24 protein-coding genes and 3 tRNA genes are annotated in these 25,254 nt (G+C 35.6%); 13 read left to right on the top strand and 14 right to left on the bottom strand.

Annotated elements, in window-relative coordinates; genetic code table 11:
* Window positions 1-15: 15 nt before the first annotated feature.
* From ACFO7M_RS06470 to ACFO7M_RS06500, 7 genes are all read left to right on the top strand, one after another.
* The gene (locus tag ACFO7M_RS06470; protein ID WP_379734698.1) at window positions 16-639 is read left to right on the top strand and encodes a TetR family transcriptional regulator; all 624 of its coding nucleotides are present in this window, start codon (window positions 16-18) and stop codon (window positions 637-639) included.
* The gene (locus ACFO7M_RS06475; RefSeq protein ID WP_379734700.1) at window positions 629-1,939 is read left to right on the top strand and encodes a TolC family protein; all 1,311 of its coding nucleotides are present in this window, start codon (window positions 629-631) and stop codon (window positions 1,937-1,939) included. Before ACFO7M_RS06470 ends, ACFO7M_RS06475 begins: the two co-directional genes overlap by 11 nt.
* An 11-nt stretch (window positions 1,940-1,950) precedes the next feature.
* A complete protein-coding gene (locus ACFO7M_RS06480; RefSeq protein ID WP_379711811.1) occupies window positions 1,951-3,024 on the top strand; it encodes an HlyD family secretion protein in 1,074 nt (357 codons plus the stop codon).
* A gap of 47 nt (window positions 3,025-3,071) precedes the next feature.
* Window positions 3,072-4,661, top strand: coding sequence for an MDR family MFS transporter (locus tag ACFO7M_RS06485; RefSeq protein WP_379711809.1), 1,590 nt, complete (start codon window positions 3,072-3,074; stop codon window positions 4,659-4,661).
* Between the two features lie 116 nt (window positions 4,662-4,777).
* The gene (gene kdsA / locus ACFO7M_RS06490) at window positions 4,778-5,596 is read left to right on the top strand and encodes a 3-deoxy-8-phosphooctulonate synthase (protein ID WP_379711807.1); all 819 of its coding nucleotides are present in this window, start codon (window positions 4,778-4,780) and stop codon (window positions 5,594-5,596) included.
* A gap of 18 nt (window positions 5,597-5,614) precedes the next feature.
* Window positions 5,615-6,463, top strand: a complete 849-nt coding sequence (locus tag ACFO7M_RS06495; protein WP_379734701.1) for a hypothetical protein — start codon at window positions 5,615-5,617, stop codon at window positions 6,461-6,463.
* A gap of 242 nt (window positions 6,464-6,705) precedes the next feature.
* Window positions 6,706-7,224: a hypothetical protein gene (locus ACFO7M_RS06500; protein WP_379734702.1), complete on the top strand. Its 519-nt coding sequence runs from the start codon at window positions 6,706-6,708 to the stop codon at window positions 7,222-7,224.
* A gap of 275 nt (window positions 7,225-7,499) precedes the next feature.
* On the opposite strand, the gene sucD is transcribed toward ACFO7M_RS06500, so the two are convergent.
* The 9 genes from sucD to ACFO7M_RS06545 all read right to left on the bottom strand — a co-directional run bounded on the left by sucD (window position 7,500) and on the right by ACFO7M_RS06545 (window position 17,169).
* Entirely contained in the window at window positions 7,500-8,372 is an 873-nt protein-coding gene (gene sucD, locus ACFO7M_RS06505) for a succinate--CoA ligase subunit alpha (protein WP_379711801.1), read from the bottom strand.
* A 150-nt stretch (window positions 8,373-8,522) separates the two neighbouring features.
* Window positions 8,523-8,885, bottom strand: coding sequence for a nuclear transport factor 2 family protein (locus tag ACFO7M_RS06510; protein WP_379711799.1), 363 nt, complete (start codon window positions 8,883-8,885; stop codon window positions 8,523-8,525).
* Window positions 8,875-9,816 (bottom strand): UDP-3-O-(3-hydroxymyristoyl)glucosamine N-acyltransferase, encoded by a 942-nt coding sequence (locus ACFO7M_RS06515; RefSeq protein ID WP_379734704.1) that lies wholly within the window; start codon window positions 9,814-9,816, stop codon window positions 8,875-8,877. The genes ACFO7M_RS06510 and ACFO7M_RS06515 overlap by 11 nt, the downstream gene beginning before the upstream one ends.
* 93 nt (window positions 9,817-9,909) lie before the next feature.
* The gene (gene efp, locus ACFO7M_RS06520) at window positions 9,910-10,470 is read right to left on the bottom strand and encodes an elongation factor P (RefSeq protein ID WP_379711795.1); all 561 of its coding nucleotides are present in this window, start codon (window positions 10,468-10,470) and stop codon (window positions 9,910-9,912) included.
* Window positions 10,471-10,506: 36 nt separating this feature from the next.
* Window positions 10,507-11,289 carry an acyl-ACP--UDP-N-acetylglucosamine O-acyltransferase gene (gene lpxA / locus ACFO7M_RS06525; protein ID WP_379711793.1) on the bottom strand — a complete coding sequence of 261 codons (783 nt, stop codon included), beginning with the start codon at window positions 11,287-11,289 and terminating at the stop codon, window positions 10,507-10,509.
* A 68-nt stretch (window positions 11,290-11,357) separates the two neighbouring features.
* Window positions 11,358-12,746, bottom strand: coding sequence for a bifunctional UDP-3-O-[3-hydroxymyristoyl] N-acetylglucosamine deacetylase/3-hydroxyacyl-ACP dehydratase (locus ACFO7M_RS06530; RefSeq protein WP_379711791.1), 1,389 nt, complete (start codon window positions 12,744-12,746; stop codon window positions 11,358-11,360).
* A gap of 2 nt (window positions 12,747-12,748) precedes the next feature.
* A complete protein-coding gene (lpxD, locus tag ACFO7M_RS06535; protein WP_379734706.1) occupies window positions 12,749-13,768 on the bottom strand; it encodes a UDP-3-O-(3-hydroxymyristoyl)glucosamine N-acyltransferase in 1,020 nt (339 codons plus the stop codon).
* A 31-nt stretch (window positions 13,769-13,799) separates the two neighbouring features.
* A complete protein-coding gene (locus tag ACFO7M_RS06540) occupies window positions 13,800-15,035 on the bottom strand; it encodes an HD domain-containing protein (RefSeq protein ID WP_379711784.1) in 1,236 nt (411 codons plus the stop codon).
* A gap of 88 nt (window positions 15,036-15,123) precedes the next feature.
* A complete protein-coding gene (locus ACFO7M_RS06545) occupies window positions 15,124-17,169 on the bottom strand; it encodes a M13 family metallopeptidase (protein WP_379734708.1) in 2,046 nt (681 codons plus the stop codon).
* 135 nt (window positions 17,170-17,304) lie between these two features.
* On the opposite strand from ACFO7M_RS06545, the gene ACFO7M_RS06550 reads away from it, so the two are divergent.
* The 4 genes from ACFO7M_RS06550 (at window position 17,305) to ACFO7M_RS06565 (ending at window position 21,047) form a co-directional block, all read left to right on the top strand.
* Window positions 17,305-18,855: a response regulator gene (locus tag ACFO7M_RS06550; protein WP_379711779.1), complete on the top strand. Its 1,551-nt coding sequence runs from the start codon at window positions 17,305-17,307 to the stop codon at window positions 18,853-18,855.
* Between the two features lie 129 nt (window positions 18,856-18,984).
* Complete coding sequence (gene tsaE, locus ACFO7M_RS06555; protein ID WP_379714970.1) at window positions 18,985-19,392, top strand: tRNA (adenosine(37)-N6)-threonylcarbamoyltransferase complex ATPase subunit type 1 TsaE; 408 nt, start codon at window positions 18,985-18,987, stop codon at window positions 19,390-19,392.
* 42 nt (window positions 19,393-19,434) lie between these two features.
* Complete coding sequence (locus tag ACFO7M_RS06560; RefSeq protein ID WP_379711776.1) at window positions 19,435-20,628, top strand: alanine dehydrogenase; 1,194 nt, start codon at window positions 19,435-19,437, stop codon at window positions 20,626-20,628.
* A 38-nt stretch (window positions 20,629-20,666) separates the two neighbouring features.
* Window positions 20,667-21,047, top strand: a complete 381-nt coding sequence (locus ACFO7M_RS06565; protein WP_379711773.1) for a DUF4258 domain-containing protein — start codon at window positions 20,667-20,669, stop codon at window positions 21,045-21,047.
* Between the two features lie 110 nt (window positions 21,048-21,157).
* On the opposite strand, the gene ACFO7M_RS06570 is transcribed toward ACFO7M_RS06565, so the two are convergent.
* The 4 genes from ACFO7M_RS06570 to ACFO7M_RS06585 all read right to left on the bottom strand — a co-directional run bounded on the left by ACFO7M_RS06570 (window position 21,158) and on the right by ACFO7M_RS06585 (window position 22,739).
* Window positions 21,158-21,232: transfer RNA gene (locus ACFO7M_RS06570), tRNA-Val, on the bottom strand.
* Between the two features lie 33 nt (window positions 21,233-21,265).
* Window positions 21,266-21,340: transfer RNA gene (locus tag ACFO7M_RS06575), tRNA-Val, on the bottom strand.
* A gap of 37 nt (window positions 21,341-21,377) precedes the next feature.
* Window positions 21,378-21,455: transfer RNA gene (locus ACFO7M_RS06580), tRNA-Val, on the bottom strand.
* 69 nt (window positions 21,456-21,524) lie between these two features.
* On the bottom strand, window positions 21,525-22,739 hold the full coding sequence (locus ACFO7M_RS06585) for a bifunctional folylpolyglutamate synthase/dihydrofolate synthase (RefSeq protein ID WP_379734709.1): 1,215 nt from the start codon (window positions 22,737-22,739) through the stop codon (window positions 21,525-21,527).
* A 132-nt stretch (window positions 22,740-22,871) separates the two neighbouring features.
* Between ACFO7M_RS06585 and ACFO7M_RS06590 the strand changes: the two genes are divergently transcribed.
* Together ACFO7M_RS06590 and ACFO7M_RS06595 are read left to right on the top strand one after the other, a co-directional pair.
* Window positions 22,872-23,585 (top strand): MotA/TolQ/ExbB proton channel family protein, encoded by a 714-nt coding sequence (locus ACFO7M_RS06590; protein ID WP_379711768.1) that lies wholly within the window; start codon window positions 22,872-22,874, stop codon window positions 23,583-23,585.
* Entirely contained in the window at window positions 23,566-23,964 is a 399-nt protein-coding gene (locus tag ACFO7M_RS06595; protein ID WP_379734711.1) for an ExbD/TolR family protein, read from the top strand. Before ACFO7M_RS06590 ends, ACFO7M_RS06595 begins: the two co-directional genes overlap by 20 nt.
* 186 nt (window positions 23,965-24,150) lie before the next feature.
* Here the strand turns inward: ACFO7M_RS06595 and ACFO7M_RS06600 are convergent, their stop codons facing one another.
* A complete protein-coding gene (locus ACFO7M_RS06600; protein ID WP_379734713.1) occupies window positions 24,151-25,158 on the bottom strand; it encodes an energy transducer TonB in 1,008 nt (335 codons plus the stop codon).
* Window positions 25,159-25,254: the final 96 nt, after the last annotated feature.

A 25,254-nucleotide genomic window follows, 5' to 3' on the forward strand; every position in this document is an offset into this window, starting at 1 on the left:
TTAAAATTCATACCTATGAATGATTTTAACGACAAACAACTAGAGATTTTAAAAATAGCTGAAAAGCTCTTCACCCAGATGGGATTTGATGGTGCTTCAGTTCGAGATATTGCCAAAGAAGCCAACATAAATGTAGCGATGATTTCGTATTATTTTGGTTCTAAGGAAAGACTTTTAGAAGCCTTAATTATTACCCGAATTTCGGACATGCGACTTCAGATTGAAAATCTTTTTAAAGAAGATTTGAATCCTTTTGAGAAGATTGACCGTCTCATAGAATTATACATCAGTCGACTGAATAAAAACAGAGGCATGTATCAAATTATTCACTTTGAAATAGCCTTAAAAAAGAGAGAAATCAATTGCGAGGCATTCAACGAAGTGAAAAAAGAAAACCTTCAACTTTTGATCAATATCATAGAAGAAGGACAACAACAAGGATTATTCACCAAGGACGTAAACGTAGCGATGATACCTCCAACGATAATGGGAACGTATTTTCACTTTCAAATGAATCGTCCGTTTTACAAAGAAATATTCAATTTACAAACTGAAGAAGATTTTGATCATTATGTAGCGAACGACTTGACAAAACACATTCAGAAAACAATAAAAGCCCTTTTGACCTATGAGAATTAATACTACTGCAATTGTTATTGCTATCTTGACAAGCTTAACAGGCATTGCTCAGGAGAAAAAAACATTATCGCTTAAAGAAGCCATCAGTATGGCAGTTACAAAAAGTGATCAAACCACGATGGCCAATTTAAAAGCTTCGACTGCAAAACTGGAAATGGAAACGGTTAAAAACCATCAGTATCCATCGTTAAAAGCCTCGGCACAATACATGCAACTTACTAATGCTAATGTTTCTTCAGCATTTGGATCAGGAAGTACCGGACAAGGCGTAGAAGTTAGTCAGTTGTTATTAGGACAAGCCAACTTTTCCATGCCATTATTTAGCGGTTTTAAACTAAAAAATAGGGTGTCTGCGTCAGAAAATCAATACAAATCAGAAACAGCGAATGCTACTCATGCAAAAGAAGAAATTGGTTTGTATGTGGTTGAACTGTTTGCCAAACTATACCAATCACAAGAAATGATTGCGTTGTTCAAAGAAAACTTAAAAAGTGCGCAACAACGTACTAAAGATTTTTCAGCAATGGTTGACAACGGATTAATGGCAAGAAACGATCTATTGAAAGCGCAATTGCAAGAGTCCAACATCCAATTATCTATGGATAGTGCTCAGAAGAACTTCAATGTAATCAATTACCAATTAGTGACTTTACTTAAACTTCCGGAAGGAACAGTAGTTGATATTGATATTGAAGCGGTAAAAAGAGATATGCTAGTTACTAAAACGACCTCAACAGAAGCCAAAAGAAGTGACTTAGAAGCATTGAATTACCAACAAAAAGCGGCCGAAGCTGGAGTGAAGATTTCACAAAGTGGCTACTACCCTTCTCTTTCTCTAATGGGAGGTTATATTGCATTCGATTTGAAGGATGTATTGACCGTTTCCAACGCTATGAATTTCGGTGTGGGTGTAAGCTATGACTTGTCAAGTATTTTCAAAAACGGAAAAGAAGTTAAACTAGCCAAATCTAAGGTGGAACAAACCAAAACGGCTGTTAACATGATGAACGATAAAATCAAGGAAGAAGTACAACAAGCACAGGAAAACTATACTTTGTCGGAAAAACAAAATGTTGTTTACAAACAAGCCGTTGAACAAGCTACTGAGAATTACAGAATCGTAAAAGACAAATACGACAACAGTTTATCAACTACCAACGATTTACTAGAAGCCGATATCCAACAATTACAAACCAAAATCAATTTGGCCTTATCCCAAGCTGATATTGCCTTAAAATATTACCAGTTGCAGTTTGCTTCCGGAAAACTAATCAACTCATTCGAATTGTCCCAAAAATAAAATCAGCTATCATGAAAAAGAAAGAAACCAATAAAAAATTCATCGCAATCTTCGGTATATTCATCCTTTTAGGAACTACTTACGGAGTTTATAAATACATGCATTCCTTAGCGCACGAAACAACCGATGACGCGCAAATAGAAAAAAACATGAATCCCATCATTGCAAGAGTTGGAGGTTACATCACCAATGTAAATGTAAAAGACAATGATTTTGTAAAAAAGGGAGATACACTTTTTACGATTGACAATAGAGATTATTTAGTAAAAGTAGAAGAAGCTAAAGCCGCTTTGATAGCTGCTCAGGAAAACTATGCCGTTTCAAAAGCAGATATCGGTACAGCACAGGCCAATGTATCGGTTTCTGATGCTAATGTTCAATCGACTGTGGGAAGTATCGAAAATGCTAAAATCAGATTAACAAGAGCGACTAATGATTACGAGCGTTATGCCAATTTGTATAAAAATCATTCGATTACAAAACAACAGTTCGAACAAGCAGAGGCTGCTAAGTTAGAAGCACAAAACCAAGTGAAGATATTACAAGACCAACAAAGAGCAAGTAGCTATCAAAAAACGGTTGCCGCATCAAAAACGAATGTTACAGCTAAACAAGCTGAAGTAGCTGCAGCCAATATTGAAAGAGCCAAAGCCGTTTTAAATGCCGCACAATTGAATTTGAACTATACAGTAGTTACTGCTGCAACGGATGGTCAAGTTTCTAAAATTGCTATTCAACCAGGGCAAATGATACAACCTGGACAATCCCTATTTTATATTGTAAACAACAATGAAACTTGGGTAATTGCTAACTTCAAGGAAACACAATTGAATAAAATGGTGGTAGGACAAAAAGTATCCATCAAAGCTGATGCTTTTCCAGATGATGAATTTGAAGGAACAGTAGCTTCTTTCTCACCTGCAACAGGATCTAAATTCTCTATTTTACCTCCAGATAATGCAACTGGAAACTTTGTAAAAACAATTCAACGTTTACCCGTTAAAATTAGTTTAAACAGCGCGAATGAAAAAGTGAAGTTACTTCGTCCTGGAATGAACGTTGAAGTAGATGTTCACATCAAATAATCAAGACAAGTGATTACAATCATAGAATATCAATTCAAAAAAAGAAAATGGCAACAGCAGCAATAGCAGACAACGACTTAGTCGAATACGGCTACAGAAGGGTTATCATTACCATTACGGCTGTACTTTGTGCCTTATTGGAAATTGTAGATACCACAATTGTAAACGTAGCATTGACTAACATGCGCGGAACTTTGGGCGCCACATTAAACGACGTAGCTTGGGTAATTACAGCCTATGCCATTGCGAATGTTATTGTAATTCCGATGACGAGTTGGCTATCCCAACAATTCGGGCGAAGAAATTACTTTGCGGCCTCAATTATTGTATTTACTGTAGCGTCCTTTCTATGTGGTAATGCAACCAATATTTGGGAATTGGTAGCTTTCCGTTTCATTCAAGGATTAGGTGGAGGTGCTTTATTGGTAACTGCACAAACCATTATTACAGAAAGCTATCCTTTAGAAAAACGCAGTATGGCGCAAGCTATCTACGGAATGGGAGTAATTGTTGGTCCTACTTTAGGACCACCATTAGGAGGTTACTTAATAGAACATCATTCATGGCCGTATATTTTTTACATCAATATACCGTTAGGAATCATCGCAACGTTTTTGACGTTTACTTTCGTAAGAAGTCCGAAATACGGTGAAAAACTTAAGGCCAACCAAGTGGATTGGTGGGGAATCGTATTCTTATCTGCTTTCATTGGTTCGTTACAGTTCGTATTGGAACACGGTCAGCAAGACGATTGGTTTGACAACACAACCATCATTATACTGAGTATAGTATCCTTTTCGGGCTTATTAGCCTTCATTTGGAGAGAACTCACCTACAAGCACCCTATTGTGAATTTGAGTGTCTTAAAAGACGGAAATTTACGTATTGGAATTTTAATGGGATTCATTTTAGGTTTCGGATTGTATGGTTCAACATTAATCATTCCTATCTATACACAACAGATTTTAGGTTGGACAGCATTAGATGCCGGAATGCTTCTAATTCCAGGCTCAATTACAACAGCTTTATTGATGCCATTTGTGGGTAAAATGATCCAAAAAGGAGTGCCTCAGGCTTACATGATTGCAGTAGGATTCTTGGTGTTTTTCGGATTTACATTCTGGATGCACAATGTAATGACACCCGATACTGGAGTTGAGCATTTTTACTGGCCACTGATTTTGAGAGGTATCGGATTAGGATTACTATTTGTACCCATCACTACCCTTTCACTTTCAACCTTAAAAGGAAAGCATATTGGTGAAGGTGCCGCTTTTACAGGAATGTTCAGACAACTTGGAGGTTCTTTCGGTATTGCAATCATTACGACTTTCATTACTCGTTTTTCACAAAAACACCGTGTGGATCTGATTGCTAATTTGGATGGTAGTAAATTTGAAGTCCAAGAGCGTTTAAATACCATGGAAAGAATGTTTCGTTCGAAAGGATTTTCTATTAATGAAGCCTCACAAAAAGCACTTGAAATTTTCAACTTAACCATTCTAAAGCAAAGTACGGTATTAGCATATATGGATATCTTCATGGCATTGGGAATTATGTTCCTATGTTGTATTCCAATCGTTTTTCTGATTAAACGATCCAAAAATAAAGTCGATTTATCAGAAGCCATGCATTAAAAAAAGAATCTACATTCTCAGTTTACAATTCCCTATATAGAGTCGATTGTAAACTGAGAATGAATGCATAAAGTAAAGATAAAAAATAACTATATTTGCAAAAAATTTTGTAGACCATGAACTTACACAACATCCCTAACATCAAGCACTTAGATAGTGGGAACTTTTTTATATTGGCAGGACCTTGTGCTATTGAAGGCGAGGAAATGGCAATGCGTATTGCCGAAAAATTAGTCGGTATTACTGATAATCTTAAAATACCTTATGTTTTTAAAGGATCCTTCAAGAAAGCCAATCGTTCAAGAATTGATAGTTTTTCTGGAATTGGGGACGAAAAAGCATTAAAAATATTACAAAAAGTTGGGAAGGAATTTGGAATTCCAACCGTAACCGATATTCATACAAATGAAGACGCTCCAATGGCTGCTGAATATGTAGATGTACTACAAATTCCTGCATTCCTTGTACGTCAAACTGATTTAGTGGTAGCTGCTGCTAATACGGGAAAAACTGTCAATCTTAAAAAAGGGCAATTCATGAGTCCGGAAAGTATGAAGCATGCTGTACAAAAAGTATTGGATTGTCAGAACGATAATGTTATGGTAACCGATAGAGGTACAATGTTTGGATACCAAGATATGATTGTAGATTTCAGAGGTATTCCAACGATGCGTAATTTAGCGACAACAGTTCTTGATGTGACTCACTCTTTACAACAACCTAATCAAATGGCTGGTGTAACCGGTGGTCGCCCTGATATGATTGAAACTATTGCTAAAGCAGGAATCGCTGTTGGTGTTGATGGTATCTTCATCGAAACACACTTTGACCCAGCGAATGCCAAAAGTGATGGAGCAAATATGCTACATCTGGATTATTTCGAAGATCTAATGAAAAAGTTAGTGGCTATCCGTCAGACTGTCAATCAATTCTAAATTATTTATACCCAAAAAATGAAACAACCATTTTTAATGGCTGTACTAACTTTTTGTGTTTTTTCACAGTACGCCTTTTCGCAAGAAACAGTCGAAAATCCTGAAAAATACACGGCACATAATAAAGGAAAGTTTTATGTTTACTGGGGTGGAAACCGAGAGTCTTTCACTACATCAGATATTCATTTCAAAGGCGCCGATTACGATTTTACATTACACAATGTAGAAGCTCGTGACAAACCCAAAGGATGGCATATCGATTATTTCAACCCTGCAAGAATGACGATCCCACAAACTAATTTACGTATAGGATATTTCATTTCAGATCATTATAATGTTTCTATTGGAGTTGACCACATGAAATATGTAATGTACCAAAACAAAGTAGTTAACTACACAGGGACGTACCAAGATAGAGGTACTTTTGGTGAAGCCATAGCTCCAGGTCAGGTATTACTTACTGAAGATTTTCTTACGTTTGAACATACAGATGGTTTGAACTATGTGAATACAGAATTTTCAAGAGTAGATGATATTTCTTCTAAGTTATTTAAAACATGGAATAGTGATAAAATACAAATCAACCTGACAGAAGGATTAGGTGCCGGTATTTTATTCCCTAAAACCAATGCCAAAGTCTTAGGAAAAGAACGTCACGATGATTTTCACGTTTCTGGATTTGGAGTATCTGCTAAAGCAGGATTGAATTTTACCTTCTTTAAAAACTATTTCATCCAGACAGAATTAAAAGGCGGTTATATCAACATGAACGATATCCGTACAACACATGATTCAGTAGATAGAGCCGATCAAGAATTTTGGTTCCTACAACGCATTATCACTGTAGGTGGTATCTTTAAAATATAAAAAAACTAAGCCCTGAAATTCAGGGCTTTTTTTATGTTATTTATTGTATAGCGTTATGAGATTTAATGCTAAAATACAAATTCATTATACAATAAAACTTCTTTACCTTTTTCAATTTTCCATTTTTGGTGATACAGACTATTCGAATTAGTTTGGGTTATTTTCTACCCTGAATTCATGAATCCTAGGTATAACAATTTGTGCAGTTAATCAACCTTCTCTAGATTTGAATCGTACAAAACATGAAAACTATTTACGCCATGAAAACTATTATTTCTTTATGTATTACATCTATTCTATTCGCTATTTTTCTACATTCAACCTTTTCATTTTCACAAAAGCACTCCAAAGATTTACAATTGGAACTAAAAGAAAAAGAATGCATTTATACTCGACCATATAACAAACCAACTAAAATAAATTTTGTATTTACTGCCACCCAAGACCATTCGAATTATTATTTTTCCGACCTAAAAGAGCACATATATACAATCTTTCCCAAAAATGGAATATCTGTTATTTTTATGAATGGAATTACTGACGGACCTAACATTCAACTAAAAATAGACAACTCTAGAGTCGTCGATGAGAATGAGGGTTACGACAAAGAGATACGTTATGAACTCGAAGGAATGTATGCAGAAAACGGAAATTCTCAACCTATAATGTCATTTAAGATTGTAGTGAATACTATACACGATATCAATCAGCAAAACAAACAAGTAACAGAGTATTTACTTCAAAAAGTAATGAGATTATAACCGAAATTACTTTATTCTTTAATAGATTTTTCAATTACAATTTATTCAAATCCTTAGATTATTTCAATGTATTTGAAAACATTTCAATGCTTTCTACTGAAAGCAAAAAAACGCTCTGACATAACAGAGCGTTTTCTTTTTGTAACCAAACAAACTATGAATTCATTTATTAACCATTAAGTAGACGGAAAAGTTGTGAAAAGGTTGCGTACATTACATAAAAAAAAGCGAATCTTTTTGGATTCGCTTTTAGTATACTGATTTTAAGATATTTATTATCCTAAAACTTCTTTCACTTTTTTACCGATTTCAGCTGGAGAGTCAACCACATGGATTCCGTTTTCCCTCATGATACGTTTTTTTGCCTCAGCAGTATCATCAGCTCCACCTACGATTGCACCTGCGTGACCCATCGTTCTTCCTTTAGGAGCAGTTTCACCTGCGATAAAACCTACGACTGGTTTACGATTTCCATCCGCTTTAATCCATTTAGCAGCATCAGCTTCTAATTGACCACCAATTTCACCGATCATGATGATACATTCTGTTTCAGGATCATTCATCAACAATTCAACAGCTTCTTTAGTTGTAGTTCCAATAATTGGATCTCCACCGATACCGATTGCTGTCGTGATACCAAAACCTTGACGAACAACTTGGTCAGCAGCTTCATACGTTAAAGTTCCCGATTTAGAAACAATACCTACTTTTCCTTTTTTGAAAACGAAACCAGGCATGATACCTACTTTAGCTTCTTCTGGAGTGATTACACCAGGACAGTTAGGACCAACTAAACGACAGTCTTTACCTTTGATGTAGTCATATGCAGTAATCATATCAGATACAGGAATACCTTCAGTAATACAAATGATTACTTTGATACCAGCGTCAGCCGCTTCCATGATTGCATCTGCAGCAAATGCTGGCGGAACGAAGATGATTGATGTATCTGCTCCTGCTTGCTCAACAGCGTCTTTAACTGTGTTAAATACCGGACGCTCTAAGTGAGATGTTCCACCTTTACCTGGAGTTACACCACCTACAACATTAGTTCCGTATTCAATCATTTGAGAAGCATGGAAAGTACCTTCACTTCCTGTAAAACCTTGAACGATTATTTTTGAATCTTTATTTACTAAAACACTCATATTATTGCTTGTTATGTTTATTTTTTGTGTTGCAAAAGTAAGTTTTTATATCTACTCTCGAAAATTATTTTTTATTTAAATTCTAAATTCCAATAACAAAATCCCAATTAACATGAAATTTGGATTTTGAAATTTAGAGGCTGGAATTTCTTAATATAGTTGGCTCATCTGAAAGCCGTTAAACAATTTTTCGTCTTTTATTTCCCAAATAGTGATAAATGAGGCTAACAAGACTTCCTCAGATGGATTTTCAATTGTTTTTCCGTAATGTTTGTACCGAATTGTTACTGTTTTATCATCCTTCAGCAAATGTGAAATATCACTGCGCATAGCAATGTAAGTCCGCTCGAGTTCTTTGGTGAGCAACATAATGTCTTTCTTTTTCATTTTAAGAAAGCCTTTACTGCTGTTCCACTCTAATGTGATTTCGGGATGTAAATACTGTTCTAAGCGTTCGCTATTATACAACGCATCGGAAGAATAAATTTCTTCAATAAATTTCCTAACCTTCATTCTGATTCAGTTTATTGAGTATCTGTGGTAATTTCTTCAAATTCGCCAACTGTTTCAATTTCTCACGGGATTCTTCCACAGGTGTTCCGAAGTAGGTTTTACCGCCTTCAATTGATTTCGTTACACCGGTTTGTCCCATAACAACTGCTTTGGAACCGATACGGATACCACTTGTAGTTCCTACCTGACCCCAAAGTGTTACCTCATCTTCAATAACCACACAACCAGCGATACCGGTTTGAGAAGCAATCAAACATTTTTTACCAATAACTGTATCATGTCCAACATGCACCTGATTATCGATTTTAGTTCCGGCACCAATAGTGGTATCACCTGTCACTCCCTTATCAATGGTACATAATGCTCCAATACCAACATTATCTTCAATGACTACTCTACCTCCTGAAATCAACTGATCAAATCCTTCCGGTCTTTTCTTGTAATAAAAGGCATCAGCTCCTAAAATAGTACCGGAATGAATGATAACATTATCTCCTATAACAGTATTATCGTAGATAGAAACATTGGAATGAATTAAACAATTCCTCCCTATAATCACATTGTTTCCAACAAAACTATTGGGTTGAATTATTGTCCCTTCGCCAATTCTTGCAGAAGAGGCAATTGCAACATTCGAAGCCTGAAAAGGTCTGAAATGTAGAGTTAGTTTATTAAAATCCCTGAAAGGATCGTCAGAAATCAATAAAGCTTTACCATCAGGGCAATCCACTTCTTTATTAATTAAAACAATAGTTGCGGCTGACTGTAAAGCTTTATCGTAATATTTAGGATGATCCACAAACACAATATCTCCCGGTTCTACAACGTGAATTTCATTCATTCCCAGAACCTGAAACTGTTCACTACCGACAAACTTACAATTAATGATAGTCGCAATTTCTTTTAAAGTATGTGCTTGGGGAAACTTCATATTTTTTAGTACTTAGTGATTAGTAAAGCGTAATTAATAAAGGTCGATTGACATTTAATTATTGTAAATGAAAATCGCCTTCAGAACCTACTACTAAACTCTTTCCATGTATTTACCAGTAGCGGTATCAATCTTGATTTTATCCCCTTCATTGATAAACAAAGGAACATTGATGTTAGCTCCAGTTTCAACAGTAGCTGGTTTAGTAGCATTAGTAGCTGTATTTCCTTTAACACCTGGCTCTGCATAAGTTACTTCAAGAACAATAGAAGCTGGCATATCTACTGACAAAGGCAAATCAGTTTCAGTATTAATCTGAACCATTACGTTTGTACCTTCTTTTAATAAATCCGGTGCATCTAAAATATCTTTGTTCAATGTAATTTGCTCGAAAGACTCATTGTTCATGAAATGGAAATCATTTCCTTCTGCGTATAAAAACTGAAAAGTATGTGTTTCAACACGAACCACATCAATTTTATGTCCAGCTGAGAATGTATTATCCAACACTTTTCCTGAAGTTAAACTTTTTAATTTAGTTCTTACGAAAGCAGGACCTTTACCTGGTTTAACGTGAAGGAATTCTATGATTTTGTAGATATCGTGATTGAACTTAATACATAATCCGTTTCTAATGTCTGCCGTACTTGCCATTTTTGTGTATATAAATGTTTATTATTTGTATAATTATTAAACTCCAGTGTAACCTTTCATGATACCTCTTGAAGAATTTCTGATAAAATCAAGGATTTCATCACGTTCTGGAGTTGCTTCCATCTCCGCTTCAATTTTAGCCAAAGCTTGAGTGGTATTAAAATTCTTTTGGTATAAAATTCTGTAGATATCCTGAATCTCTCTAATTTTCTCAGTTGTAAAACCTCTTCTTCTTAATCCAACAGAATTGATTCCGATGAATGAAAGTGGTTCTTTTGCTGCCTTTGTGTAAGGAGGAACGTCTTTTCTAACTAAAGATCCACCAGAAATCATGGCATGATCACCAATTGAAATAAATTGATGAACTGCTGCCAAACCGCCAATGATGGCATAATTTCCAACTGTTACGTGTCCAGCCAAAGCCACTCCATTTACAACAATTGCATTATCACCAATGTGACAGTCATGTGCAATGTGTGCAGTTGCCATAACTAAACAGTTATTACCAATTTTAGTTTGTCCTGAAGCTACAGTACCTCTGTTAATAGTAACACATTCACGAATAGTGGTATTATCACCAATAACTGCCAAAGATTCTTCTCCTCCAAACTTTAAATCCTGTGGTACCGCTGAAATAACGGCTCCTGGAAAAATATTACAATTTTTACCTATTCTTGCACCCTCCATAATGGTTACATTGGAACCAATCCAGGTTCCTTCACCAATAACTACATTGTTATGGATCGTTGTAAATGGCTCAATTACCACATTTTTGGCAATTTTAGCGCCCGGGTGAACATATGCTAAAGGTTGATTCATTTAATTTTCTTTTAATGGGTCAAACAATTGAGGTTATGAAATACATCACAACCAAGTTGTTCAATTTCTTATTGTTTCTTCACGATTTGTGCCATTAATTCAGCTTCTGCCACTAACTTTCCATTAGCAAAAGCATAAGCTTGCATATGACAAATTCCTCTACGAATAGGAGAAAGCAAATCCAATTTAAATATCAATGTATCGCCTGGCAATACTTTATGTTTAAATTTCACATTATCAATTTTCATGAAATAAGTCAAGTAGTTTTCCGGATCAGGAACAGTACTTAAAATCAAGATTCCTCCTGTTTGTGCCATCGCTTCAACGATTAACACACCCGGCATAACGGGTGCACCCGGAAAGTGTCCCACGAAGAAATCTTCATTCATGGTTACATTTTTCAAACCAACTACATGTGTATCTGACATTTCAAGAATACGGTCAACCAACAAAAATGGTGGACGGTGAGGCAACATTGCCATAATCTTATGAATGTCCATTAACGGTTCTTGATTCAAATCATAAACCGGTACATTGTTTCGTTGTTCGTTTTTAATAATCTTAGCCATTTTCTTAGCGAATTGCGTATTTACAAAATGACCTGGTTTGTTTGCAATAATTTTACCTTTAATTTTAGTACCAATTAGAGACAAATCACCAATTACATCCAACAATTTATGACGCGCAGCTTCATTTGGATAATGTAGTGTTAAATTATCCAAAACACCGTTTGGTGTCACCGATATTTTATCTTTACCAAAAGCAACTTTTAATTTATCCATAGTTTCAGGAGACAATTCTTTGTCTACATAAACAATAGCATTATTCAAGTCGCCACCTTTAATTAATCCATTTTCCAACAACATTTCCAATTCATGTAAGAAACTGAACGTACGACAATCGGCAATTTCCGATTTGAATTCAGAAATTCCCTTCATACTGGCATTTTGCGTTCCTAAAACTTTAGTACCAAAATCAACCATTGCAGTTACTTGGTATTCATCAGAAGGAATCACAGTAATTTCACTTCCCGTTGTTTCATCGGTATATGAGATAACTTCTTTTACAGTATATACATATCTTTCGGCATCTTGCTCAACAATTCCAGCTTTTTCAATAGCTTCCACGAAATATTTTGAAGAACCGTCCATGATAGGCAATTCAGAGGCATCTAACTCAATAATCACATTATCAATATCACTTCCAACAAAAGCAGCCAATACGTGTTCAGGAGTTTGAATCATTACTCCTAATTTTTCAAGATTAGTTCCCCTTTGCGTATTGACAACATAAGCTGCATCCGCCTCGATAACGGGTTGCCCTTCTAAATCAACACGAACAAAAGTATATCCATTGTTAATAGGTGCAGGTTTAAAAGTCATTGTTACTTCCTTACCTGTGTGTAATCCAACTCCTTTAAGAGTAATTTCCGATTGAATGGTTTTTTGCTTAACCATGATTAGTTATTTTTCTTTTTTAGTTCTTCAATTTCTGAAACGATTTTGGGCAAGTTCTTAAAATGCACATACGACTTATTGTAATCGCTGTAATTTAAAGCCGGACTTCCCTGTAATGTTTCATTGTCTTTAATATTTCTCCCTACTCCGGTTTGTGCTTGTATACGAACTCCGTTGCCTACAACAAGATGACCTGCAATACCAACCTGACCTCCAATCATACAATTTTTACCGATTTTGGTTGAGCCAGCAATACCGCTTTGTGCAGCAATTACCGTATTTTCACCAATTTCCACATTGTGCGCAATTTGGATTTGATTGTCTAGTTTTACTCCTTTACGGATAATGGTTGAACCTAGGGTAGCACGGTCTATAGTAGTTCCTGCACCAACATCAACATTATCTTCTAGGATTACATTTCCTATTTGCGGTACTTTGCTGTATTCGCCGTTTTCATTAGGTGCAAAACCAAAACCATCTGCTCCAACTATGGCGCCAGAATGAATTGTACAATTTTTCCCAATGATTGTTTCGGAATAAATCTTTGCGCCTGCAAAAATAATAGTATTATCTCCAATTACCACATTATCACCTACAAAAGAGTTGGGATAAATTTTCACATTGTCTCCAATTACTACATTTTCGCCTACATAACTAAAACTTCCAAGATAGAAATTTGAACCATTTGTAGCAGTTTCTGACAACACACAAGGCACCTCAACTCCTACTTTATTGAGTTTAATCTGATTGTAAAATTCTAGAAGTTTTGAAAATGCCTTATAGGCATCCTCTACCTTAATCAAGGTAGTTGCAATTTCGTTTTCAGGAACAAAAGTAGCATTAACAATCGTTATTGTCGCTTTCGTTTCGTAGATGTAATTGATATATTTAGGATTCGCTAAAAATGTTAAAGAACCTTCAGTACCTTCTTCAATTTTAGACAATTTAGAAACTTCTGCGTTTGGATTTCCCACCACTTCGCCTTCTAAAATTCCTGCTATTTGCTCGGCCGTAAATTTCATTAGCACAAAAATATAAATTTTTAATGATAATTTAACTTTTATTGAGTTGTTTTGGGTAACACAAAAAATATTTGGTTACGTGTTTCGATAGAGCTTTAAGAGATAATTGATCCGACAAAACAGCAACATCTTCTAAACCACCGTCTTTTTGCAAGATTCTAATGGGTTCTGCAATTTTACTATACGCCTGATTTTTAATTTTTCCTTTAAAGACAAAATATTTGGATTCTTGAATACTCAATGCATTTTCTTTTGCAAATTGTTCCAATAATTCCTGAACTTCTTCCGAAGAAAACTTTTCATCGTTCATCTTAATTTTAAGCAAGTCTCTATTAATGATCATTTTACTCAATTCAGACAAAGTAAAATCCTCGTGGTATTGCCAGTTTTTAATGGCTCCAACAATGTCTGTATCATCTAATTTAGAAAACTCGTTAAGAATTTCATCTGTAAAATCATCCAAGGTAATTTTATTTTCAATAAAAAAATACAATGGCTTACTACATTCTACTTGAACACCTTTTTGGTATAGTTCTTTGGCTCTTTTCAATGTTTTGGTTAAAATTTCCTCGGCAACCAAACTTGTTTTATGCAAATACACCTGCCAATACATTAATCGGCGTGCCATTAAAAACTTTTCTACCGAATAGATTCCTTTTTCTTCAATCACCAAAACATCATCAACCACATTCATCATTTGAATCAAACGATCCGAATTGATTTTTCCCTCTTCCACTCCTGAATAAAAACTATCGCGTTTCAGATAATCCATACGATCCATATCCAACTGACTGGAAACCAATTGCAACATGAATTTTCGATGGTATTCACCTTTAAAAATTTGAATCGCCAAACTTAATTTACCCTCAAATTCTTCATTCAACTTTTTCATGAATAACAACGATATTTCTTCATGATGCACATCTTCTACTATGCTGTGTTCCATAGCATGCGAAAAAGGGCCGTGTCCAATATCATGGAGTAAAATCGCAATATATAAGGCATTTTCTTCCGCTTCGGATATTTGAACATTTTTAAATCGCAAAACACCAACTGCCTTCTGCATGATATGCAAACAGCCCAAAGCATGATGAAATCTCGTATGGTTCGCACCTGGATACACCAAATACGACAAACCCATCTGAGAAATCCTACGCAAACGCTGGAAATAAGAGTGTTGTATTAAATCGTAAATTAAAGGATTCGGAATGGTAATAAAACCATATATAGGATCATTGAAGATTTTCAGTTTATTCGTGTTACTCACAAAAAATGATTTAAGTAAACAAAGATAAAAAAACCTGACAGGTTTCAAAAACTTGTCAGGCTTAATTTATTTAGATTCAGCACATCACTTACCAAATTACAATTCTTTTCTTCAAAGGAATAAACATTTTACTACCTTCTTTGATATTAAATGCTTTATAAAACTCATTAATGTTACTTAACGGGCCGTTAATTCGGTATTTGGCTGGAGCATGAACGTCAACTATCAATTGTTGCCCCAGTGCCTCCGGTTTAATATTAACCATCCAAGCATACCCGTATGCCAAGAAAAATCGTTGTTCCGGTTTTAATCCGCCTATTTTTTCCTTGTTTTTATATTGAGTCGTTTTTTTGAAAGCTTCGAATCCCATAACCACACCGCCTAAATCGGCTATATTCTCTCCTTGCGTAGCGTCTCCATTTACAAACTTTCCTGGCAATGCCTCATATTGTTTATACTGATCAACAATTGCCTTGGTTTTCTCCTTGAATTTCTTCAGATCTTCCGCTGTCCACCAGTTATTCAAATTCCCTTTTTCATCATACTGACACCCTTGATCATCAAAACCATGTGTAATTTCATGTCCGAAGGTAGAACCACCGATAATACCATATAAAATAGCATCATCCGGTAAACGCCCTTCAAATCCAGGAACAATTATATTGCATGCAGGAACACAAATTTCGTTATTACTTGGATTATAATAGGCATTATAGGTTTGCGGATACATTCCCCATTCAGTTCTATCAACTGGTTTTCCATATTTAGCCACCATATCATTAAATGCCCACTTATTCACACTCATTACATTAGCGCAGTAAGTCTTTCTATCGATATTTACAGATGACATATCTTTCCATTTATCTGGATATCCTACTTTCATTACAATTTTAGACAACTTATGCAAAGCCTTTTTCTTTGTTTCAGGACTCATCCAATCTAATTTCTGAATACGCTCAGCATATACATCACGGATGTTATTCCCTATTTCCAACAATTTTTCTTTGGTACCTTCAGGTAAATATTCTTCTACATACACTTGACCAATCAACTCCCCCAAAGAGTTATCTGTTTGCTCCACTACTCGCTTCCATCTTGGTTTTTGTTCTTTCACTCCTCCCATAACTGTTGAGAAAAAGTAGAAATTTTGTTTTTCAAAATCTTTCCCTAAATAAGAAGCATAAGTATTCATCAGATCCCACTTTAAATACGTTTTCCAATCCGATAGCGAATACGTTCTTAGGGTTTGATCCAATGCTTTATAAAATTCTGGCTGTCCGACAATCACTTGTTTTGCATTTTTTATATGCATTGCAGCTAGCATAGTATCCCATGGCATATTTGGCGTAAATGCTTTGAATTCTTCCAAAGACATTTTGTTGTAATTTTTATTCGGATCACGAAGATCTTCCAATTTACGTGAATTTAGAGCCAATTGTGTCTCCAACTTCATAATAATTGTAGCATTCTTCTTCGAAGTCGAAGCATCATTACCCATCAATTTAGACATCGCCTCCAAATGCTTTACATATTCATTGCGAATCGTAACTGTTTCTTTATCTGAATTAACATAGTAATCTCTATTCCCCATACCTAATCCACCTTGTGATAAAAACAAAGCATATTGTGTACTATTTTTATCATCTTGACCTACGTAAAACCCAAAAGCGGGACTAGCGCCAATAGTATGCATATAGGCCATAGTTTGCAAAAGCCCATCAATATCTTTTATTTTATCAATTTTTGCCAATTCATTTTTCAGTGGAGAAATACCTAGCTTATCAATTGTAATGGTATCCATACCGGAAGCATAAAAGTCACCGATTTTCTGTTTATTGGAACCTTTTTCAGCTGAATCAGCCGCCGATTTTTCACAAATCTGTCTGATTTGACTATTGATAGTATCTCCGATAGTTCTAAAAATACCATTACTTCGTTCTGTGGACGGAATTGGGTTTTTCTTAAACCATCCACCATTGGCATAAGCAAAAAAATCATCGGATGGATCAACCAATGTATCTCGGTTAGTCACTAAAACGTCCGGTGCATTCGGATCAAAGTCTTTTTCCTTTTTGCAACTTGCAGTATACAAAGTAATTCCGGCTAAAAGTAGTGCCGTTTTGTAATAATTCATTTGGTTTTTTTAGTTTTGATTAGTTATCAAAGATATTGATTTCAAAATTGTATCAAAAAAGCGTCCTTATTTTTATAATAAAATTATGAATGTGCTGTTTAATTAATAGTAAATTGCAACAGAAAATAAACTACTATGGACATTAAGATACTTTGGGTCGATGATGAAATCGATTTATTAAAACCTCATATATTATTCCTTGAAAAGAAAAATTACAAAGTAACTACCTGCAATAATGGCCGTGATGCCGTTGACATGTTTCAGGAGGAAAACTTTGACATTGTTTTTTTAGATGAAAACATGCCGGGTATGTCAGGACTGGAAACACTATCCGAAATCAAAGAAAAAAAATCTTCCGTCCCAGTAATTATGATTACTAAAAGTGAGGAAGAATACATAATGGAAGAAGCCATTGGTTCAAAAATTGCCGATTATCTTATTAAGCCGGTAAATCCAAATCAAATCCTATTAAGCTTAAAGAAGAATCTGGATCATTCCCGATTGGTTTCTGAAAAAACAACTTTAGATTACCAGAAAGAATTCCGTAAGATAGCGATGGACATGGCGATGGTAAATTCTTTTGAAGAATGGACTGAATTTTACAAACGTCTACTATTCTGGGAATTGGAATTGGAAGATATAGACGACCAAAACATGTTCCAGATTTTAGAATCCCAAAAAGCCGAAGCCAATTCACAATTTGGTAAATTCATTGAAAAAAATTACGAAGATTGGTTTGAACACAATGCCCACAAGCCTATTCAGTCCCATGAAGTTTTCAAAAAACTGGTAGTACCTGAACTTCGTAAACAAGAAAATGTATTGTTCGTGGTCATCGACAATTTAAGATACGATCAATGGAAAGCTTTCGAAAGCGTATTGAGCAATCATTACAAGTTGGAAGCCGAAACACCATATTACGCCATTTTACCAACTGCTACACAATACGCCCGTAACGCTTTGTTTTCCGGATTACTCCCTTTAGAAATGGAAAAATTACATCCTGAGTACTGGAAAAACGATGTGGACGAAGGTGGTAAAAATTTATATGAATCCGAATTTCTTACGGCACAGTTGAAACGACTTCGTATGGACATTTCGCATGAATATTTCAAGATTACAAATTTCACCAACGGAAAAAAATTAGCCGAAAACTTCAAAGCATTAAAAGATAAAAAATTAGTTGCTGTTGTATACAATTTTGTTGATATGCTGTCGCATGCCAAAACCGATATGGATGTAGTAAAAGAATTAGCCTCAGACGACAAAGCATATCGTTCTCTAACCTTAAGCTGGTTCAAAAACTCACCTCTATTGGAAATCATTCAGCAAGCTCAAAAACTAGGTTTCAAATTAGTACTGACTACAGATCACGGAACTATCAACGTAAAAAACCCTTCACAGGTAATTGGCGATAAAAACACCAGTTTGAATTTACGTTACAAAACCGGAAGAAGCTTAACTTATGAACAAAAAGATGTCTACGCAGTAAAAGATCCGAAAAAAATTGGATTACCTATCGTAAATATGACAAGTTCTTATATTTTCGCCAAAAACGACCACTTCCTAGCCTATATCAACAATTACAACCATTATGCGAGTTATTACAGAAACACCTACCAACATGGTGGAATTTCATTAGAAGAAATGATTGTACCCTTTTTGGTATTTAGTCCTAAAAAATAAATTGTAAAACCGATGACTTTTCATCGGTTTTTTTTAATATCAAAACCTTTAATACTTAATTAAAATTCCTCTTTTTATTTCTCATTCAATTAGTATTTTTGCAAAAGAATGACAAAGAACATCACACCCATGAAAATTGAATTTTCAATAGATCAGATTAACGAAGTTGCTGAAAAAGTTATTACTGCAAATCCAGAAAGAGTGATTCTTTTCCACGGGGAAATGGGCGCTGGAAAAACCACTTTCATCAAAGCGTTATGTTTACATCTGGGTGTTGACAACCCTACCAGCAGTCCTACTTTCAGCTTAGTAAATGAATACGAAACTACGAACAACCAATTAGTTTATCATTTTGACGTGTATCGTCTAAAAAATCAAACCGAAGCATTGGATATGGGTATTGATGAGTATTTGTATTCTGGAAATTGGTGTTTCATTGAATGGGCCGAAAAAATCCCAGATTTAATCCCTGAAAATCATTCGGAAGTAACTATAACCCAATTAGAGAACGGAAATAGATTACTGGAATTAGTTTAGATTATGAGAAATTTTGTAATTTGTGCCAAATAACATAACACTATGGCCATTACCCCTTTTAGCAAGAAAGAATTACTTCCTCAGGAAGAAAAACTAGAAATAGCTAAACATAAAAGTGAACTTTTTATTGGCATTCCTAAAGAAACTTCCTATCAGGAACGCCGCATTTGTCTCACACCAGATGCTGTAAGTTCTATCACTTCACATGGTCACCGAGTTTTAATTGAAGCTGGAGCTGGCGTGAATGCCAGTTATTCCGACAAAGATTACAGTGATGCTGGCGCTGAAATCACCAACGATACACAAAAGGTTTTCGATTGTCCGATGATACTTAAAGTAGAACCACCTACAATCACCGAAATTGAAATGATGAAACCTCAAACGATCATCATATCGGCATTGCAGATTAAAACCAGAAAAAAAGACTATTTCGAAGCCTTAAAAAAGAAGAAAATAACAGCTTTGGCTTTCGAATATATCAAAGACGATGACAATGCATTTCCTGCCGTAAAATCCTTAAGTGAAATTGCCGGAACAGCCTCTGTTTTAGTAGCTGCCGAATTAATGACCTGCGGAAAAGGTGGAAATGGATTATTATTTGGCAACATTACTGGTGTCAGACCAACCGAAGTTGTTATTTTAGGAGCAGGAACCGCAGCCGAATACGCAGTTAGAACAGCTTTAGGATTAGGTGCTTCTGTAAAAGTATTCGACAACTCGATTACAAAACTTCGCCGTTTACAGAACAATTTAAAACAACCTATTTTTACCTCTACAGTACAACCCAAAACATTAATGAAATCGCTACGTAGATGTGACGTTGCCATTGGTGCTATGCGCGGCAAACACAGAACACCCATTATCGTTACTGAAACCATGGTTGAAAACATGAAAAAAGGAGCTGTGATTGTTGATGTAAGTATAGATACCGGTGGTTGTTTTGAAACATCGGAAGTCACTACACATGAAAATCCAACCTATATCAAGCATGGTGTTGTTCATTATTGCGTGCCCAACATACCCTCTCGCTACTCAAAAACAGCTTCACTATCCATTAGCAATATTATCACGCCTTATCTATTACAAATTGCCGATGATGGCGGCATAGAAAGTGCCATTCGTTGTGATGCAGGATTAAAAAGTGGCGTTTACTTTTACCATGGAATTTTGACCAACAAAACTATCGGAGAATGGTTTGATTTAACACACAGAGATATCAACTTAATTGTGTTTTAATTTATTATTCTCACTACTTTTGCAGAAATAAAAACAAAATGAGATTACGTTATAGATTAAGTTATTTTCTAATTGGTTTTGCTATCAGTTCGTTTGCCGTTGTAGCGATTTTAAACCAAAAGCAAACGCGCTGTACCTATTTTCCAAATGATAGAGTACTAAGCAACATCAAATCCAAATCATTTACCATATCGAAAGAAGCTTCTGTAATTTTAGCCGAAGACTGGATTGATACCGTAGATGTTAAAAACACCTTACAATATGGAGATGTTGATTTTGACCGAAGTAATATCAAATACAAAAGTGGTAAATTATATACCATTATAGGCAAAACCTTAAAAAACCAACCTATAGAAATTGTAATTGAAAATTACGATAACAGAGCGGTTTTAAAAGATATCAAAAAGGTTGAAAAATAATTCACCCACAATACAAACAAAAAAGCACTTCAAATGAAGTGCTTTTTTGTTTGTATTTTAAGTTGGCAAACATCATGATAAAAAAAAAGCACTCAATTTGAGTGCTTTTGTGGGCGATGAGGGGTTCGAACCCCCGACCCCCTCGGTGTAAACGAGGTGCTCTGAACCAGCTGAGCTAATCGCCCGATAATTCTTTTATCAGTATGTTTTGTTTTTTGTGGGCGATGAGGGGTTCGAACCCCCGACCCCCTCGGTGTAAACGAGGTGCTCTGAACCAGCTGAGCTAATCGCCCGATAATTCTTTATTATCAGTATTTTTTTTGATAAAAGTGGTGGGCGATGAGGGGTTCGAACCCCCGACCCCCTCGGTGTAAACGAGGTGCTCTGAACCAGCTGAGCTAATCGCCCTTTTATCATATATCGTTTCCGATATTGTGGGTGCAAATATAAAGGTATTTTTTACTTCTGCAAAATTATTTACACAATTTCTGCAACAACAAATGTACTTCCGCCTATGTAAATGAAGTCATTTTCGTTAGATTCCAACAAAGCACTTTTATAAGCTTCTGATACCGAATCACATACCAAACCATTCAAACCGAAACTTTTTGCAACATTTTTTAAAATATTTTTATCCAATCCACGCGGAACATTCGGTTTACAGAAGTAATAGTGGGCATTTTTGGGAAATAAAGGCAAAATATCTTCCAAATCTTTATCGTTAACCACACCTAAAACTATATGCAGTCGCTCAAAATTTTCCTTTTGAATCTGATTCAACACAATTTTAAGTCCGTGGCTGTTGTGTGCCGTATCACAAATCACTTTCGGATTCGATTGCAATTGCTGCCAACGCCCTAACAAACCAGTATTTTCTACTACATTAATTAAACCTGCTTTTAACTGATCCTCTGAAACCGACAATTGATCCCTTACGACTCGTATAGTCTGCACGACAGACTTTTTATTATGGAATTGATAATCGCCTAGCAATCCACAAGGATAATCTTCCAAAATCAAATCAGAAGCAAAATAAATCTCCGAACTGCACTCTTCGGCTTTATTCAAAAAGACCGCTTTCGTTTCCGAAGTATATTCCCCAATCACAACAGGAATACCCGGTTTAATGATACCTGCTTTCTCAAAAGCAATCGCTTCTATAGTATTTCCAAGAAATTGCTTATGATCAAAACCAATATTGGTAATTATCGAAACCAAAGGTGTAATAATATTAGTAGAATCCAACCTTCCACCCATGCCTACTTCAATTACAGCTACATCTACTTCTTCTTTCACAAAATAATCAAAAGCCAAACCGACAGTCATTTCAAAAAAACTCAAGCTGTTCTCAGAAAAAAAAGAGTGGTTTTTAGCTATAAAGTCAACAATAAATTCTTCAGAAATCATCGAACCATTAATTTTAATTCGCTCTCTGAAATCTTTCAAATGTGGTGAAGTATACAAACCTACCTTATATCCAGCTTCCTGCAATACAGAAGCAATCATCGAAGAAGTAGAACCTTTTCCATTGGTTCCCGCTACATGAATTGTTTTCAATTTATCCTCAGGATTTCCTAAATGTTTCGCCAAAAGCAATGTATTCGTTAAATCCTTTTTATAAGCTGATGCTCCTTGTTGTTGATACATAGGCAACTGGGCAAACATCCACGCTATTGTTTCATTATAATTCATTTTGGAACGGTTTTGGCTATAAAAAATATAGCAATAAAATAAATCGGTTATTTTTTAGTTTAATACTTTACAGACAATTATCTTTATTGCAAAATTGAAACTATTTTTACAATAAATTACAACAATTTCCTTATGATTGGATTTTTATTACAAACCCAAAACGATACCATCGCCCAAGCAACTGGTGCCGTGGTACAAAACATTGCTAAAGACAATGAAATATCAGTATTAGAATTTATTTTCAAAGGCGGATTTTTCCTAATTCCTATTGCTGCCTTATTATTTTACACAATATACATCATTATCGAGCGGTATTTGTACATCAAAAAAGCAACCAAACACGACCCTCATTTATTAAAAGATATTCGTACCCATTTGAATAACGGAAGTATTGATTTAGCCATCACTGCTGCCGAAAGAGACGGTGCAGCTTCTGCAAACGTGATTAAGGAAGGAATTCAAACTATTGGAAGACCCATTGCCGAAATCGAGTCCAATATGGAAAAAGTAGCCAATATCGAAATTGGTGAAATGGAGAAAAAACTGGCCATTTTGGGATTAATTGCCGGTATTGCTCCGACATTGGGATTCATCGGAACGATTTCCGGGGTAATTAAAATTTTCTACAGCATTTCGGTGACCGAAAACATCAGTATCGGAAATATCTCAGGAGGTTTGTACGAAAAAATGATCAGTAGTGGTGCCGGATTGATTGTGGGTATTGTGGCTTATTCGGGTTATCACTTATACAACAGTATGATTGACAATTATTCGTTGAATATGCAGCGTCACGTATTGGAATTCGTTAACATAATACAGAGACCCAATGCCGATAAGACGAAATAAACGATTCGAAGCCGAAGTCGCAACGAGTTCCCTGAGCGACATCATGTTCTTCCTACTTTTGTTCTTTTTGATCATCTCAACATTGGCAAATCCGAACGTGATTAAAATGACATTACCGAAAGCAAAAAACAATGAAAAAACCAATAAACAGCTCATCAGTTTATCGGTAACAGAAGAAAAACGCTTTTATTTAGACAAACAGGAAGTTTCTTTCGACAAGCTTGAAGCCGAACTTTTAGCGAAGATTGGCGACAATAAAGAACAGGCTGTTGTGGTACGCATCCCATACAATTTACAGGTTCAGGATTTGGTCGATGTATTGCAGATAGGTGTAAAGAACAACCTGAAATTTGTAATAGCCACAAGCGCATCAAAATAATTTGGGTGTGACCCTACGGGTCGGGCTCTCCGCACTCGCTTTTTGCCTGGCGGACAAAAGAGCTCAAACAATTGCTGCGATCCCTCACACAGTCTTAAAAAGGAGTCATTCATTTAAAAAGACAAATCATCACATAAAAAAAACCGACTAGCTGTAGTCGGTTTTTTTTTTATGTATTAATCAGTTTTAATTCAAACTGAAATTATAAACTATCTTCCCTACCTGTCTATCAGGTGCATCAGCACTAGGTTGCCATTTCGTATTCATAGCAGCTATTTTAGCCTGTTGCAATAAACAAGATGCGGTATTTGTAGTACCTTTTACACCAGGCTCGGCTGCAATCGTATTTCCGTTTTTATCAACTGTAACCTGAACAGCAACCTTTCCTTCTTCATTACAAGTATATCTTGGTTGTGGTTTCGACAACGCTTTTCGGTTTCCTAAAGAATATCCTATTCCACCACCGCTTCCGCTTCCCGAACCACCACCTGAACCCGATCCAGAACCACTTCCGGTTCCTGTTCCGTTTCCAGTACCAGTACCGCCTCCAGTACCTCCTCCGGAGCCACCGCTTCCGTAGTAATCGTTAGAACCTAAGCTTCCGTTGGTTTTTCCTTTATTACCCGAACGCGAATCGTCACCATCTCCGCCTTTTTTGGAACCACCTAAAATACTTGACAAGGCATCGTTGGTGTTTTTATTCACTTTAGGTTTTGTTTCAGCAACCGGTTTTGGATCGATTTTTACTTTCGGTTTGGCAACTTTTACAGGATTCGTTTTTTTTGGGATATTCACAGCTTCGTTATCTTCTGCTTCTCCAGAAATAATATCTTCCTCAGGCTCTGATTGTGATGCTATAGCTTTTACCGTTTTCACATCCAGCTCCTCACTTTGAAAATCTTTACCTGAACCAAAGTCACTGTTTCCGAAATTGATGGTAACACCTCCACCTCCACCTCCGCCAGCTAACATAGCTAAATCTTTGTCATTATTGGGAGGCCAAAATCGTATAAAAAACAAAATAACCAATAATGCCACAAATGAATACGTACTGACTATCAAAGATTTTTTCTTATCAGAAATTGATGCTTTTTTGATTTGTACGATCAAAAACCACAAAACCAAACTAAATACAATTATTAATATAATTGGAAGCGGAAGGAATTGCGACAAATATCTCAATAATGTGATCATCTTAACTTTTCAAAATTTTATTTCTATTAAAACTCATTATTTTAATATAAATTGTTTTTACTTACAAAGTTTATTTTCGAATCCAATTTAGGCAAT

The sequence above is a fragment of the Flavobacterium sp. GCM10023249 genome (assembly GCF_042653365.1).
GTDB lineage: Bacteria > Bacteroidota > Bacteroidia > Flavobacteriales > Flavobacteriaceae > Flavobacterium.